Origin of the sequence: Maridesulfovibrio pacificus (SeqCode) (assembly GCF_048612815.1) — a bacterium.
Classification (GTDB): Bacteria; Desulfobacterota; Desulfovibrionia; order Desulfovibrionales; family Desulfovibrionaceae; genus Maridesulfovibrio; species Maridesulfovibrio pacificus.
The window spans coordinates 317,249-331,723 of record NZ_JBLZNE010000002.1 but is presented as its reverse complement, the minus strand read 5'-3'; the positions used below and the strand labels follow the sequence as shown (position 1 = coordinate 331,723).

At 47.9% G+C, this 14,475-nt stretch carries 14 protein-coding genes; 12 read left to right on the top strand and 2 right to left on the bottom strand.

Features of this window, described 5'->3' with window-relative positions; translation table 11 throughout:
* Positions 1 to 5: 5 nt before the first annotated feature.
* Positions 6 to 575: a cytochrome c3 family protein gene (locus ACNI23_RS18915; RefSeq protein ID WP_420250821.1), complete on the bottom strand. Its 570-nt coding sequence runs from the start codon at positions 573 to 575 to the stop codon at positions 6 to 8.
* A gap of 270 nt (positions 576 to 845) precedes the next feature.
* Here ACNI23_RS18915 and ahbB point away from each other — a divergent pair, with 270 nt between their 5' ends.
* The 8 genes from ahbB to ACNI23_RS18875 all read left to right on the top strand — a co-directional run bounded on the left by ahbB (position 846) and on the right by ACNI23_RS18875 (position 8,562).
* Entirely contained in the window at positions 846 to 1,331 is a 486-nt protein-coding gene (gene ahbB, locus ACNI23_RS18910; protein WP_420250820.1) for a siroheme decarboxylase subunit beta, read from the top strand.
* Between the two features lie 103 nt (positions 1,332 to 1,434).
* Entirely contained in the window at positions 1,435 to 2,703 is a 1,269-nt protein-coding gene (gene hemL / locus ACNI23_RS18905; protein WP_420250819.1) for a glutamate-1-semialdehyde 2,1-aminomutase, read from the top strand.
* 203 nt (positions 2,704 to 2,906) lie between these two features.
* Positions 2,907 to 3,932 (top strand): cobalt-precorrin 5A hydrolase, encoded by a 1,026-nt coding sequence (locus ACNI23_RS18900; RefSeq protein ID WP_420250818.1) that lies wholly within the window; start codon positions 2,907 to 2,909, stop codon positions 3,930 to 3,932.
* Positions 3,929 to 4,687 (top strand): precorrin-3B C(17)-methyltransferase, encoded by a 759-nt coding sequence (gene cobJ / locus ACNI23_RS18895; protein ID WP_420250817.1) that lies wholly within the window; start codon positions 3,929 to 3,931, stop codon positions 4,685 to 4,687. The genes ACNI23_RS18900 and cobJ overlap by 4 nt, the downstream gene beginning before the upstream one ends.
* 138 nt (positions 4,688 to 4,825) lie before the next feature.
* Positions 4,826 to 5,230, top strand: a complete 405-nt coding sequence (locus ACNI23_RS18890) for a cytochrome c3 family protein (RefSeq protein WP_420250816.1) — start codon at positions 4,826 to 4,828, stop codon at positions 5,228 to 5,230.
* A gap of 70 nt (positions 5,231 to 5,300) precedes the next feature.
* A complete protein-coding gene (locus ACNI23_RS18885) occupies positions 5,301 to 7,388 on the top strand; it encodes a midas domain-containing protein (RefSeq protein WP_420250815.1) in 2,088 nt (695 codons plus the stop codon).
* A gap of 244 nt (positions 7,389 to 7,632) precedes the next feature.
* The gene (locus ACNI23_RS18880) at positions 7,633 to 7,830 is read left to right on the top strand and encodes a hypothetical protein (protein WP_420250814.1); all 198 of its coding nucleotides are present in this window, start codon (positions 7,633 to 7,635) and stop codon (positions 7,828 to 7,830) included.
* Positions 7,831 to 8,562, top strand: a complete 732-nt coding sequence (locus ACNI23_RS18875; RefSeq protein ID WP_420250813.1) for a ubiquinone/menaquinone biosynthesis methyltransferase — start codon at positions 7,831 to 7,833, stop codon at positions 8,560 to 8,562. It begins immediately after the preceding gene.
* 2 nt (positions 8,563 to 8,564) lie between these two features.
* On the opposite strand, the gene ACNI23_RS18870 is transcribed toward ACNI23_RS18875, so the two are convergent.
* Positions 8,565 to 8,774 (bottom strand): DUF2065 domain-containing protein, encoded by a 210-nt coding sequence (locus tag ACNI23_RS18870; protein WP_015850645.1) that lies wholly within the window; start codon positions 8,772 to 8,774, stop codon positions 8,565 to 8,567.
* A 141-nt stretch (positions 8,775 to 8,915) separates the two neighbouring features.
* Here ACNI23_RS18870 and ACNI23_RS18865 point away from each other — a divergent pair, with 141 nt between their 5' ends.
* Genes ACNI23_RS18865 through ACNI23_RS18850 form a run of 4 tightly spaced genes read left to right on the top strand, consistent with a single transcriptional unit; the run spans position 8,916 to position 14,473 of the window.
* Entirely contained in the window at positions 8,916 to 10,226 is a 1,311-nt protein-coding gene (locus ACNI23_RS18865; protein ID WP_420250812.1) for a nucleotide sugar dehydrogenase, read from the top strand.
* A gap of 14 nt (positions 10,227 to 10,240) precedes the next feature.
* A complete protein-coding gene (gene mqnB, locus ACNI23_RS18860) occupies positions 10,241 to 10,939 on the top strand; it encodes a futalosine hydrolase (RefSeq protein WP_420250864.1) in 699 nt (232 codons plus the stop codon).
* Between the two features lie 50 nt (positions 10,940 to 10,989).
* Positions 10,990 to 11,958 carry a polyprenyl synthetase family protein gene (locus ACNI23_RS18855; protein WP_420250811.1) on the top strand — a complete coding sequence of 323 codons (969 nt, stop codon included), beginning with the start codon at positions 10,990 to 10,992 and terminating at the stop codon, positions 11,956 to 11,958.
* Positions 11,959 to 11,986: 28 nt separating this feature from the next.
* Positions 11,987 to 14,473: a GGDEF domain-containing response regulator gene (locus ACNI23_RS18850; protein ID WP_420250810.1), complete on the top strand. Its 2,487-nt coding sequence runs from the start codon at positions 11,987 to 11,989 to the stop codon at positions 14,471 to 14,473.
* Positions 14,474 to 14,475: the final 2 nt, after the last annotated feature.

The window sequence follows — 14,475 nt, the reverse complement described above, 5'->3', positions numbered from 1 at the left end:
TGGAATCATAAGTCCTTTTTAAAGAACTTGTTAGCCATTTCAATCATGTCTTTATGACCGACATGCGGGTGACAACTTGCGCATTTTTTGTCGGTCTGTCCGTAGAGATAAGCCCGGTGGGCGAGAAGAGCACCCGGTTTGACACCGACTGGCTCAAGTTTGATATGGCAGTGCCTGCAGGCATTATCATATGTAAATTTGAGCCGGTTCTTCTCTGCATTGGCGGCCCAGTCGTGCTCGGCTGGGTCGATGATGAGATTCATGATTATGTCGTGGGTTCCGGTGTAGGCTTTTGTAGCCATGTATTCCACAAAGTTTCCGTGCGGCAGATGGCAGTCTACGCATTGTGCTGCGAAGCCCTGCGGGTTCTGCCCCCCATGCACGGATTTTTGCCAGGAGGCCCGGAAAGGTTTCATGGCATGGCAGGTTTGGCAGAAGACGTCCGTGTTTGTGACATCGACCATATAACCTGATGTTAAAACCATAACCACTGCAATCAAGAGTCCCGATACAACTCCCCAACGCCATCTGCGACTGAATCCGCCTTCCCCTTTCTTTTTAGGGTTTACCGGCATTGTTCAGTCACCTCCATGCTGTTAGGAGTTATCTCTAATATCCTCATTCCACTAATTAAATTAGATCTGCCATACCTCCTTGATTGAAAATAAAAAGATTGCACACAGCTAATATCTCATATCTCTGATTTTTAATCTATGACTTAAGTCAAAAAATAAAACGGCTTCTATTGGTGGAGCTGACAAAAGAAATATTTCGGTCTCAGCACTTGAGGATGAAACAATATACGGGTATCAAGGGCTGACCAAAGAAAAGACCAAGGATGGGATATGGCAAAAAAATTTACTGAACTTGAGCATAATATTCTGGCGCTGGCGGGAACCAACCTTTCTTGGAGTGCAACTCCTTACGCAGACATTGCCGAGCAGGTAGGCTGTTCCGAACAGGAAGTGCTGGACCTTTTAAGTCGTCTTAAGGATGACAAGATCATCCGCCGTTTCGGAGCAACTCTCCGTCACCAGAAGGCCGGATATGGCGCAAATGCCATGGTCGCATGGCGTGTTACTGAAGATCAGGAACCGGAAAAAGTCGGCGAATTCATGGCCGCACGTCCTGAGATCAGTCACTGCTACCTGCGCCTCACTTACGAAGACTGGCCGTACAACCTCTACACAATGATCCACGGCAAAGGCCCGGATGATTGTAAAAACGTTGTAGCAGAACTTATGGAGCAGACCGGAATTACCGATCACTGCATCCTGCGCAGTCTCAAAGAACTGAAAAAGACCTCAATGGTCTACTTTGAAGAAAAATAATTTTTAAAAAGCCTCTTCGCAGTGAAGCCGAATAAAAGGCTTTAAGCCGCCGGAGGCGAAATCTTTTTATCAAAAGCGCAAAGCGCATCAAAAGGATTCTAATATGACTTCATCATCTGAACTTTTTAATAAAGCGCAGGAACTGCTCCCCGGCGGTGTTAACAGCCCGGTCCGTGCCTGCAAATCCGTTGGGTGCGACCCTCTTTTCATCGAAAAGGCCGAAGGCAGCCGTATGTGGTCTGTGGATGGTCAGGAGCTTATCGACTACGTAATGAGCTGGGGCCCGATGATGCTCGGCCACGGCTATGAAGCAATCAAAGAAGCCGCACACAAGGCTGTAGACATGGGCGCAAGTTATGGCGCTCCCTGCCCCGGTGAAATTGAGCTGGCGGAAGAGATTATTAAAATGGTTCCTTCCATCGAAATGGTACGTATGGTTAACTCCGGTACCGAGGCAACCATGTCCGCACTGCGGCTCGCACGTGGCGTTACCGGTCGCGATAAAGTCCTCAAATTTGAAGGCTGCTACCACGGTCACAGTGACTGCTTTCTCGCAAGCGCAGGTTCCGGTCTTGCCACTTTTTCCATTCCCGGCACTCCCGGTGTTCCCGAGGGAACAGTAAAAGATACCCTGCTTGCTCCTTACAACGATCTCGATGCAGTTAAAGGCGTATTCGAAAAAGAAGGCCAGAACATTGCTGCAATCATCGTTGAGCCTGTGGCAGGTAACATGGGTCTCGTTCTGCCCAAGGAAGGATTCCTTGAAGGGCTGCGTGCACTTTGCGATGAGTACGGTGCACTGCTGATTTTTGACGAAGTTATTACCGGATTCCGCGTGACTTCCGGCGGTGTCGGTCCCCGCTTTGATGTTACCCCCGACCTAACCACCCTCGGTAAGATTATCGGCGGCGGTTTCCCTGTCGGCTGTTACGGCGGTAAAAAAGAATACATGAGCCGCATTGCACCTTGCGGTGATGTTTATCAGGCAGGCACACTTTCCGGTAACCCTGTAGCCATGGCAGCCGGTGTTGCTACTCTGCGTTCTTTGCAGCAGCAGGATTACGATGCTCTTGAAGCTCGTACCCTCAAACTGGCGCAGGATATGAAAGCCGCTTTGGAAGCTAACGGTTTCAAAGTCAGCCTGAACCATATTGCATCCATCTTCACCCTGTTCTTCACTGATCAGGAAGTAACTGATTTCGAGTCCGCCAAGACCGGTGATGCTGAGCTTTATTCCAAGTTCTACCGTCATATGCGTGAGCATGGCGTGAATCTCGCACCTTCCAGCTTCGAGTGTACTTTCACTTCCTTCGCCCACAGCGAAGCAGACTACGAAGCTACTCTGGAAGCTGTTAAAAACTTTAAAGGCTAAGAAGCCTCCGGCGGCTGGGGAAGGGAAACTTTTGGGAAAAGTTTCCCTTCCCCAGACCCCATCCCTTCAATACTTTTTATTATGCTTCGCAGTTTCAAATTAAATTTGTCTGCCAACAAAGTCCGCAATAGTGATTGAAACATTGCGGATTTCTTTTTTTCTGAGTTGTGCGTAATTTAACGGTGTACCCTAGGAGGGAAAACATGTCTGCGAGAACAGCAATATATGCCTTAACCGCCAAGGGCGCGGAAACTGCTCGTAAACTTGCAGCTTCTTTGCGGGCCGATTGTTATGTGCTGGATCGCTATGCCGCAGAAACAGACATCCTTTTTACTTCTTTCAAAGATACTGTTGCCGATAAGTTTTCCGTATACGAGGCTCATGTTTTTGTTGCTGCTTCGGGAATTGTGGTGCGTATGGTTGCTCCGTTATTGAAAAGTAAAGATGTGGACCCGGCTGTGGTTGTTGTGGATCAGGAAGGGGAGTTCGCAATCAGTCTTGTTTCCGGTCATTTGGGCGGTGCTAATGAACTCGCACGTCTTATCGGAGATAAAATCGGGGCTACACCGGTGATTACCACGGCTACAGATTGCGCAGGAGTCCCGTCCGTAGACCAGATTGCCCGTGATCAGGGATTGGTCATTGGTGATATTGGTTTAATTAAGCATATTAATGCTGCTATTTTAGATGGTGAAAAGGTTCCGGTCTATGATCCTGACTGCTTTTTGAACCTCGATGATTTAAAAGAATATTTTTATGTGATAGATAATGTTGATATAATGCTCGAGTCTCGTTGTGGTATTGTCGTGGACTGGCGTGCTCATGATTTGCCGGAACGAGTGTTAGCCCTTTATCCACGTTGTTTGACGCTCGGGGTAGGGTGCCGACGTGGGGTGCCTGCTGATGAAATTTTGGATCTGGTTCGCAGTGTCGTTGCGGATAATGGCATTGTCCTTGAGTCAATATATTGCATGGGCTCAATAGATGCTAAAAGTGATGAAGCCGGGATGATCGAAGCTGCACAGGTTTTAGGACTGGATTTAGAATTTTTCAGTGCGAATGAATTAGCTGAAATTGAGGTCGCCAATCCTTCGGGCATGGTGATGAAACATATGGGAGTTAACGGCGTCTGCGAAGCAGCTGCGATGAAACTGGCAAATGCTACGCAGATTATGGTTCCCAAAACCAAGAGTGCGCGGGTGACCGCAGCTATAGCAAAGAGAAAATGAGTAAAGGTTGTATTAAAGTAATCGGACTTGGTCCCGGTGATGAATGTTTGCTGGCCCCGCAGGCCAGACAGACTATTGAGGAAGCGGATGTTGTTGTCGGTTATACCGGGTACGTAAAGCTGGTTGCACCGGAATTGCTTGAAGGACGGGAAGTCATTTCGACAGGTATGATGGCTGAGGTGGAGCGCTGCCGTAAAGCTGTGGAAGCTGCTGTTGCCGGACGTAATGTCGCTATGGTTTGCAGCGGAGATCCGGGTATTTACGCCATGGCCGGTCTGGTTATGGAGCTGCTCGAAGCCGGAGAGCTGTTTGATAAGGTTGATTTTGAAGTAGTACCGGGGATCCCCGCTTTCACTGCAGCAGCAGCTTTGCTCGGCGCACCTTTGATGCATGATTTTGCATCCGTCAGCCTCAGCGACCTGCTTACCCCGTGGGAAAAGATTGAAAAAAGGCTTGAAGCTGCGGCTTCCGCTGATTTTGTAATTGCAATTTATAATCCGCGTTCAAAAAAAAGAGCAGGGCACCTTGGAGAAGCTGTTGAAATTTTAAAAAAATATCGGGATGGGAGCACTCCGTTGGGCATCGTAAACCGGGCTTACCGTGAAGAGCAAAAGGTGCGGGTGGTAACTCTGGATACCCTTGATGTTAATGATGTTGATATGCAAACCGTTCTGATTGTTGGAAATTCTTCAACCCGTGAGGTTGCGGGGAAAATGCTCACTCCCCGCGGTTATGCCAACAAGTATGACATTTGATTAAGTGCTGTATAACTATTTGATACCGCTAATTTTAATCAGTATATTTTTTTACCATGCTTGACATGGTTTTTTATCTAAATTAAATCCACAAGAAGACTGTAATTAGGTTAACGTTATTCTAAGGAGGAACTGAGGATGAAAAAGACCCTGCTTATCAGCATGGTAACAGCTGCTCTGGTTTGCGCTTTTGCTCTGCCCAGCCTGTATGCTGTTGATGCACCCGGCGACATGGTTCTGAAAGCTCCTGCTGGAGCTAAAATGACCAAGGCTCCGGTTGACTTTTCTCACAAAGGACACGCTGCTCTCGACTGTGCCAAGTGCCACCACAAGTGGGACGGTAAAGCTGAAGTTAAAAAGTGTTCCGTTGAAGGTTGTCACGCAGACACCAGCAAAAAAGGTAAAAAGAAGCCTACTTCTTTCTACTCTGCTTTCCACGCTAAGTCTGACATCAGCTGTGTAGGCTGTCATAAGGCTATGAAGAAAGCTAAAAAGGCAGCTGGCCCCACTAAGTGCGGCGACTGCCACCCCAAGAAAAAATAAGTTTTCTTGATGTGTAATGAAAGGGGGCTGCCCGCCCCCTTTTTTTAAATTTTTTTTAAGAGGGTAGTCTATGACCCCGGATTCACCGGAAAAAAAAGGCGCGGAAGAGGTTCTCGACCTTAATGATGTTGCTGAAGAGGTTGATGTCAGTTTTGAGCAGGAACTTGAAGACCTTTTTTCTGAGGACCTTGATATTGAAGAGCCTGAATTGACCATGGATGATTCAGACGATCTTCTTGTGCTGGATGATGTCGTCGATGAAAGTGCTGACGATGATCTTCTGGTTCTGGATGACGTTGTTGAAGAAGCCTCCGGTGATGATTTGATCGAGCTTGAAGATATTGTCGAAGACGGGGAAGATGAAGCCCTTGTTCTGGATGACGTTGTTGAAGAAGCCTCCGGTGATGATTTGATCGAGCTTGATGATGTTGTCGGGGACGGGGAAGATGAAGCCCTTGTTCTGGATGATGTTGTTGAAGATATGCCCGGGGATGATCTCCTCGAACTCGATGATATCGCTGGAGAAGCAGAAGATGTGCTTGATCTCGACGAAGTTGCTGAAGAAGCAACAGAAATTTCCGAATCTCCGGTAGTCGAAGTTGATGCTGGAGACGACATTGATTTTGAACTCGGTGAGGCTGAACTCCTTGCTGCCGACGGTGTTGAAGGCGGTGAGCTCGATGCTGACGGTCTTGATGGTCTGATTGACAACCTCGGCGGCGATGCAACTATTGCCGAAGATGATGTCGAAGACATTGATTCCTTGTTCGATGAAGATTCCGAAGTTGAGAATTTGGATTCCCTGCTGGAAGAAGCCGGTGCGGATGAAGATGATGAGCTTGACGGTCTTCTCGGTGAAGTTGAGGACAAGGTCGATCTCGGTGAGCTTGGCGAGGATGTCCTTGCTGATGAAGATATTGAAGGCTTGCTTTCCGATGACCATGAGGAAGTTGTAGAGCTCCATGAAGAAGGGCTTGAACTGTTTGATGATGCGGATGAAGAACCTGTTATTGATGTGGCTGCTGAAGTTGAAGCTGTTGAGCCTGAAGTAGTGGAACCATTGGTCGAAGAATCCGTTGCAGAAGATAGCTCCATCGATGAAAGCGAAGTTGTAGATCCTGAGTTTGTTGCTGGGGATATTGATATTGCTGCAGATCTTGAAATGGTTGCAGACGAAGATCTAGAAGCTGATGCTGATGACCTTGATCTCGGTGAATTGCTTGAAGATGCAGAGATAGATTTTTCTGATCTTGATGCGGAATTGGAAAGTGACGAGGTTGAAGTTGGCGCTGATTCCGGTGAGCAGGCAGCGATTATCGAGGAGCTTGAACAAAAGGCGGCTTCTGCTGCAAAACGTGCCGAAGCTCTTGAAATTTCATTTAATGAAGCGACTGAGCGGATCGCAGTGCTGGAAGAAGCTCTGGATTCTGCCACCGAGCGCATTTCACAGATTGATACCCTTGAGTCAAGTATGACCGCTTTTGCGGAAAATATGCGCTTGCTTGAGGAAAAAGTGATGCAAGGATGTGGTGTTGAGTCTGCTGTAAGCCAGCAACTCAGTGAAGCTCTTCGTCCTGATTCAGCTGCAGTTGTAGCTATTGCCGCTGCCGCTGCTGAGGAACTGGGCGACAAAGTTAACGATCAGGTTCAGCTTGGGTTGCGGGAAGTTCGCGCTGATGCTGAGGAACGTATTTCCGCTATTGAAGCTAAGCTTGATGAAGGCCCGGATTTTGAACCGCGCATAGCTGCTCTTGAGTCACGCCTTGATGAGACTCCCGATCATGAACCTCGTGTAGCAGCACTTGAATCCCGCCTTGACGAAGCTCCTGATCATGAGCCGCGTCTGGCCGGAATCGAAGATAAAATTGAGGCTCTGCCTGATGTGGAAGAAATTGTTAGCAAGTCTCTTGAAAAAGAACTTGATCCCGATTCTCCGGCTTTTTACCGCATTAAGAGTCGGTTGACCGAAGACATCGAAGATTATCTCGCTCCGCGTCTGGTTGAGAAAATTGATGATATGAAGGGCGAACTGGAAGAATCTTTCAAAGCATCCGTCGAAGATTTGCTAGCTGATAAGCTTGAGCGGGCAGTTCCTGCTGAAGCTGCACGGATTATCCGCGAAGAAATAGCGGCTTTAGCCCGTGAACTCGAAGGTTAGCATTTTTAAATAATGTTCTTAAATCGGTCCGGCGGACGTATGTCTGCCGGACCGATTTAATTTAGATACTCAAAAATCAGCCATCAAGCGGGTCGACTATTTGGAGGTCTCATGCTAAAGAGCCTCACAAAAGAAGGGTGCTTAACAGGTTTTCTTCTTTTTACCCGCCCGGCGCCCTACCTGTGGAGGTCGTGGCCATTTCCCACCGGGCGGGGTTTTTCAAGCCCAATTAAGGATATACATCATGGATAAGATTCAGAAGCAGGCTTTGCAGGTCGCTAAGGAAATCGTAGTTAAATTTATCGAGGTTGGAAGAATTTCCCCCTCAAATTTTTCTGAGCATTTTAACGCTATCCACGCTGACGTAGTGGCTTCCATCGTGGAGCAGGAAAATAAGCTTGCCGGAGACGATGCAAGAGACGGCAACGGGGATGCTCGATAGATGGCGCAGGTATCCCATCAGGAACACGGTAAGAAAGTCCGGGATATGTTCGGCAGGATTGCCGGATGGTATGATTTCCTGAACCATTTTTTGAGTGCCGGACAGGATATTTATTGGCGTTACCGTCAAGTAAAGCTGGTGCGTCCCAGCAAAAAAGGTCTGGTGCTGGATCTGGCTGCCGGAACACTTGATGTTTCGGTGGAACTTTTGCGTCAGTATCCTGATGTGAAAGTTCTGGCCATGGACTTTACCCATCAGATGCTCGCCTGCGGTAAGACCAAGAAACTGGAAGGCAAGCATGCTGGACGCAGCGAAAGCATTGCTGCAGTTCAGGCAGATGGAAGGGTTTTGCCCTTGCCGGATAATTGTCTGGACGGCGCCACTATTTCTTTCGGTATCAGAAATATCCTTCCGCGCGAAGATTGTTATAAAGAAGTTCTGCGTACGCTTAAGCCCGGCGCGCGGTTCTGTATTCTGGAATTCGGTTCCGGCAGCAAGAAAATCTGGAAGGGTGTTTATAATTTTTACCTCAACAAGGTTCTGCCTTTGCTGGGTAAGGTTGTTTCCGGTGATTCCGGGGCCTACTCCTATCTGGCGGATACTATCCGGGCTTTCCCGGATGAGCGTGCACTTGCTGAGGAATTGCGTGAAGCAGGTTTCGGGCGTGTGATGTTTATCCCGCTACTTTCAGGGATTGTTTATATACACGTGGCTGAAAAATCTGAAGAATAGCGCTATAAATCGGTCAGTGACTGACCGAATGAGATGAGCAGCAAACCGAATATCATGGCAATGAGCCCGAGAATGCGTAATTGCCGCGGTCCTCGCTCAATGATTGAAATAAGGATCCTGGGCATACGCTCAGAAAAAACAAAATAGGGTATCCCCTCAATAATGAAGGCCAGGCCAAGGGCGGACAGAAGAAAGGACCAATCGATATGCATAATGATAGTTATGTATATGCGCTGCTTGATTATGTCTACCCTTACGAAACAAAGTTAGAGTGTTAAATTTTCAGGCCGGAATTATTATGTAAGTGTTTTAAGAGCTTATTTTGTTATCTAAGTAATAAAGGACAATAAGTTATGATTAAATTCTCAGACATTGAAGAAAAGAAAACAACTATCGGGGTTGTCGGCCTCGGATACGTGGGCCTGCCTCTCGCAGTTGCCCTTGGCCGTAAATTCAAGGTGCTTGGACTTGATATTTCCGAACAGCGCGTCAAGGAACTCAGCGAAGGTTTTGACCGCACCAATGAAGTTCTGGAAAATGATTTCCATAACTATGTTGAATTCAGCACCGATGCATCCCTGCTTAAAGACTGCAGCGTAATTATTGTCGCTGTCCCCACCCCCATTGATGAAGCCCGTAATCCTGATCTGAGACCTGTTGTAGGTGCTTCCACCATGGTCGGCGCGAATATGTCTGCCGGCTCAATTGTCGTTTATGAGTCCACTGTTTATCCCGGACTCACTGAAGATATTTGCGTACCCATCCTCGAAGAAAATTCCGGCCTCAAATACGGCAAGGATTTCGGCGTAGGATACTCTCCCGAACGTATCAACCCCGGTGATCGTGAACACACCCTGCAGACCATCGTCAAGGTTGTTGCCGGTAACGACGCTGAAGTGGCTGATCTGCTGGATAAATTATACTCTTCCATCATCACCGCCGGAACTCATCGTGCTTCCTGCATCAAGGTTGCCGAGGCCGCCAAGGTTATTGAAAATACTCAGCGAGATCTGAATATCGCGCTTATGAATGAACTTTCCATGATCTTCGATAAAATGGGCATCGATACCCTCGATGTTCTGGAAGCAGCAGGGACCAAATGGAACTTCCTGCCTTTCCGTCCCGGTCTGGTTGGTGGACACTGCATTGGTGTCGATCCCTATTACCTGACCACCAAGGCTGAAGAAATCGGCCATCATCCGCAGGTTATCCTTGCGGGTCGTAAGATCAATGACTCCGTAGGTAAATTTATCGCCGACACTACCATCAAACAGATGATTAACGGCGACAGCAAGGTAAAGGGTGCCAAAGTAGGTGTCCTCGGCCTTACCTTTAAGGAAAACGTTCCCGACCTGCGTAACACCAAAGTTGTTGACGTAGTGGACGAACTGAAATCTTTCGGCGTGGACGTGCTTATTCACGATGCGTACGCTGATCCTGAAGAAGCTGTGGAAGAGTACAATATCACCACTTCTTCTTTTGAAGAATTTAAGGATCTTGAGGCTGTTGTTCTGGCTGTTTCCCACGATAAATATCGTGACCTTGAGCTTGATACCATCAAGAGCTGGTTCAGAAACCCTGAAAACGCACTCATTATCGATGTTAAGTGCTTCTTTGACCGTAAGGAACTTGAAGACGCTGGCATCAGGCACTGGAGACTTTAGTCCCCTTGAAGTTGATGAAACCGATTCTTTTTGCAACGGCAACAGCCAAGGAGATGAAAGCCGCGCTGGGCGGGGTTTGCAAACTGCCTCGTTTGGAGCAGGGCAAGCCCGTGGAGTTCATGTTCGGTGATCGTCCCGGTCTGTTGCTGGTAACCGGAATCGGAGTAATAAATACATCTTTCGCTCTCGGGCGGGCATTGGCGGGAAATGATGTTGGTGTTGTAGTACTGGCTGGAATTGCCGGAACATTCAACGCTGACCGTTTTCCACTTTGTTCCGCCTGCGTCGTAAGCAAAGAAATTTGGCCCGAATACGGGCTGAGAAAAGGTGATCAGGTCGATCCTAAGGGGCTGGGATTCAGCCTTGCGGAGATTGACGGTCAGCCTGTCTGGAACGAAGTGGAACTAAGTTCCGGAAAAAGTCTTTTTGAATCAGGACTTGACCGATTTGAAAAACTGCCCGAAGCTGTGTCTTTAACCGTGAGCGGTGTGACCGCCACGGCTGAGGGAGCCGCTGCATATGTAGATAAATATGGAGCGGATTTAGAAAATATGGAAGGTTTTGCGGCTGCGTATGTGTGCGCCCTTGTCGGGGTGGGGCTATGTCAGGTGCGGACTGTTTCGAACCTTGTAGGATCAAGAGATAGTAATGATTGGGATTTGCGCGGAGCCCTTGCCGAGTTGGGGCGGGTCTGCTCAGCTCTGGTCAGGTAATTTCCCAAAACTGTTCTTGTTCTTTCGCAACCGGGATAATTCATACGCGGATGATTGAGTTATTAGCCTATTTTAAAAATGAACTGCCTCTCATTAATGGTTTTCTCGATGAGGAAACTTCTAAGCTTGAGGGGCTGGTTAAGGATGTAGCCAGACATGTGCTGCTTGCGCCGGGAAAGAGGATTCGCCCGGTGCTGACGATTCTTTCCGCCCGAGGACTGGGCTACGGAAAAGATGATATTTATCCTCTGGCTGGTTCTTTGGAACTCCTCCATGCCGCAACCCTCCTTCATGACGATATTTTAGATGATGCCGACCTGCGCCGTGGCGTAGAAGCTTCGCATCTTGTTTTTGGTTCCACCGAGACTATACTTGCCGGGGATGTCTTGCTGGCTCTTGCCAATAAGATCGGTGCCGATTACGGCAAACCCCGCATCAGTTCTGTGCTTGCTTCAGGCATCATGGCCACTGTTGAAGGTGAGATTCTTGAAATTGCCCATATTTCAGAGCCGCTGATGGATCGTGATACCTATATGGATATCATCATCGGTAAGACTGCCCGCTTGATTGAAACCTCTTGCCGTCTGGGAGCCATTCTTGCCTCCGATGACCGGGCAATGGAAGATGCAGTCGGCAACTTCGGCTTGAACATGGGTATTGCTTTCCAGCTTGTTGATGATGCACTCGATTATGAATCTCCTTCTGACGATACTGGTAAGCCTGAAGGCGGTGACCTTAAAGAAGGTAAGATTACTTTACCTTTGATTCTTTATCTTGAAATGCTACAAGAAAAAGAAGCAGAGTTGTTGCTTGCTGAAATCAAGAGCCAAACCCTGCCGGATGAAAAGCGTGACCATGTGCTTGCGGAAATCAGGAAGCACGGGCTGGGGGCCAGAACCAGAACCTATGCTGCGGAATATGTGGAAAAAGCCAAGTTGTGTTTGGACCCGCTCCCCGAAGGTGAGGAAAAGCAGGTGCTCAAGCAGGCAGCTGATTTTGTGCTGACCCGGAAAAAATAGGTGAGACTAAAGGAGAGGAGCTGTCGCTATGAGTCTGGATGATATTCTTGAATCACCACGATTGATGATGAAACTCAGCTTTCCTCCGGTCATGCTCCAGATGATGCAGGAGGCCTGCAAGCCTGAACCGGACTTTGCCGTACTGGGGAAAATTATCAGTATGGACCCGGCTCTTTCTACCACTATTCTCAACCTCGTTAATTCCCCATTTTACGGTCTTTCCCAGGAAATTTCAGATTTCAAAAGGGCTGCTGTTGTGCTTGGCACCCGTGAACTGCTTAATCTGGCAGTCACAGTGACTTATCAGAAGCATATCTGTAAGCACATGGAGCTGGATGGTTACAAAATCTATAATGACTGGATGCTTACCGTTTGGGGGGCCATTTCTGCACAGCTTATTGCGACGCGTATTTGTCCAGAGCAAGCGGATAAAGTTTACCTTTGCTGCCTGCTGAAGGATATTTCCCTGTTTTTTCTGCGTTGTGCAGCTCCGGGAGAATTGCCTGAAGAAATTTCAAAGGATTCGGTAACTCGCTCCGGTCCCGCTCAGTCTGATACTGAGAATGAAATATGGGGTATGAATCATGGAGCGCTCAGCCAGCTGCTTTTAACCCGCTGGAAGATGGACACTTTAAATTGTCCTTCCCTGCAGCATCACCATGCCATCGATGAGATTGACACTTTTGATCTGCCGACTCAGGCAGTGATTCTGGCTACGAGATGGGCTGAATTGGAGTTGGGTAGCAGCGCTGCTCCATTTAATGTTCTGCAATTTGAAGTTCAGTTGCAGCGTTCCCTTGATATGGATGAGGAAGCCATTGAAGGGTTCAGGGAAGTCTGCCGTACAAAATTTCAATCCATGCTCAAGAATTTAGGCATTTCTGAGGATGGTGAGGATGCTAATTTCTACAATCATTCCATAAAGAGTCTACAGTCCAGTTACTTTTTGAGTCTGGAACTTCTCACTGCTGAGGGCGGGATTGATTCCATTGCCCGGATAATAGGCAGACATCTCAAATTGAGCTGGGATATTGTCAGCTGGGAACTGGCTCTCAAGTCTCCACATACCGATAAATATAAACTTTACCGTATTAATGACGGTAGCGGTCTTGAACTGGCGGCCAAGGATTGTATCGCCGGAGAAATTCCCTGGCAAAAACGGGGGGACGGGGAAGACATCATAAGCCGGAAAATTCTGTTCGGCAGGTTTCGATTCAACTCCAAGAATATCAGGTCTGAAGATAGAAAGAACCTTAAACTTTATTTTCGGTTCATCGGTCAGGCTTATGAACATTATTGCGCCAAACAGCACCTCATTGAGGATCGTGCAGAGACTCTGGATACTTTGCCTTTGGGCGTAGCCAGTTTGGATATTCAGGGTGACCTGATCGATATGAACGAGGAGATGATCCGCTTGCTTGGCGGTGCTTCTATTTCAGGTACTAAAAATTTCAATGATCTTTTCAAACTCGGTGTTGGTTCCGGACTTGGGGCCAGCTGGCCTGCTTTTCTCGAAGATGAAAATAGAAAGTCCTTTAGCAAGATTGTCTGCGTGAGTCTTCGAACCGGGGGAATGCCACGTGACGCATGTCTCTATGTTTCCGCTTACAAGCAGGCTCGTGGCGGAGAACAACTGATTTCTCTGGTTATGGAAGATATCAGGGAGATGTCTGAGAGTCAGATTCAGGCCCTCAAACAGCGCGATTTTCTCGAAGGGCTTGTTGATTCTATGCGAGATGTTGTGCTTACCGTGGATAGACGCGGAAATATTACTTATGCATCTTCTCGTTTTTCAAAGATTTTTTTGGGCCGCAATATTTTTGATATTGCCACTCCCAGCGAAACTTTTACCGGCCGTTGGGGACCGGATATGTTTGAGCGGGATAAAACTGTAGTTGAAGTCCTTTTGAAAAGGACCGATACAGCCGGAAGGCCTTTTGAGTTTGTTGTCAGCAAGCTGGCAGGATCAGGGGAGAAGAGTCTTATTGTTGCCCGTGATCTTACCGCTATTCGCAGGCTGGAGGATAAACTCAAACGTCAGGCTATATTTGATGGTCTGACTGATCTTTTTAACCACACCCAGTTCAACACTCTGATGGCTCGCGAAATTAATCGCAGCAGGCGGACCGGACGTCCGGTAGGGTTGCTTTTCTTCGATCTTGACGGCTTTAAGGCTGTTAACGATAACGAAGGCCATCAGGTTGGAGATGACGTTCTCAAGGGAGTGGGAGAAATCCTGCGCAATGAACTTCGCTCAGGAATGGATTTTCCCTGCCGTTACGGTGGGGATGAGTTCGGGGTGATTGTCACCGAAGTCCGGGCTGAGGCTCTTGAAAAAATAGGCAACAGAATCAGGCTCCGGGTGGAGAAGAAATTTTCTGGTAAGGTCACAATCAGCGGGGGGCTTACCGTGCTCAAGGAAGGAGATACTTCCGTCAGCATGTTGAACCGCGTTGACAAAGCTACATATGAAGCCAAGGATTTGGGCGGAAATGTACTGGTCTGGGCTGAGTAGGT

Excerpts from the sequence above, each read along its gene's own strand:
- ACNI23_RS18900 (WP_420250818.1), top strand. The coding sequence starts at position 2,907 with ATGTCTGCGAGAACAGCAATATATGCCTTAACCGCCAAGGGCGCGGAA.
- hemL (WP_420250819.1), top strand. The coding sequence starts at position 1,435 with ATGACTTCATCATCTGAACTTTTTAATAAAGCGCAGGAACTGCTCCCC.
- ACNI23_RS18870 (WP_015850645.1), bottom strand. The coding sequence starts at position 8,774 with ATGCATATCGATTGGTCCTTTCTTCTGTCCGCCCTTGGCCTGGCCTTC.
- cobJ (WP_420250817.1), top strand. The coding sequence starts at position 3,929 with ATGAGTAAAGGTTGTATTAAAGTAATCGGACTTGGTCCCGGTGATGAA.
- ACNI23_RS18890 (WP_420250816.1), top strand. The coding sequence starts at position 4,826 with ATGAAAAAGACCCTGCTTATCAGCATGGTAACAGCTGCTCTGGTTTGC.
- ACNI23_RS18855 (WP_420250811.1), top strand. The coding sequence starts at position 10,990 with ATGATTGAGTTATTAGCCTATTTTAAAAATGAACTGCCTCTCATTAAT.
- ACNI23_RS18885 (WP_420250815.1), top strand. The coding sequence starts at position 5,301 with ATGACCCCGGATTCACCGGAAAAAAAAGGCGCGGAAGAGGTTCTCGAC.
- ACNI23_RS18880 (WP_420250814.1), top strand. The coding sequence starts at position 7,633 with ATGGATAAGATTCAGAAGCAGGCTTTGCAGGTCGCTAAGGAAATCGTA.
- mqnB (WP_420250864.1), top strand. The coding sequence starts at position 10,241 with ATGAAACCGATTCTTTTTGCAACGGCAACAGCCAAGGAGATGAAAGCC.
- ACNI23_RS18850 (WP_420250810.1), top strand. The coding sequence starts at position 11,987 with ATGAGTCTGGATGATATTCTTGAATCACCACGATTGATGATGAAACTC.
- ACNI23_RS18865 (WP_420250812.1), top strand. The coding sequence starts at position 8,916 with ATGATTAAATTCTCAGACATTGAAGAAAAGAAAACAACTATCGGGGTT.
- ACNI23_RS18915 (WP_420250821.1), bottom strand. The coding sequence starts at position 575 with ATGCCGGTAAACCCTAAAAAGAAAGGGGAAGGCGGATTCAGTCGCAGA.
- ACNI23_RS18875 (WP_420250813.1), top strand. The coding sequence starts at position 7,831 with ATGGCGCAGGTATCCCATCAGGAACACGGTAAGAAAGTCCGGGATATG.
- ahbB (WP_420250820.1), top strand. The coding sequence starts at position 846 with ATGGCAAAAAAATTTACTGAACTTGAGCATAATATTCTGGCGCTGGCG.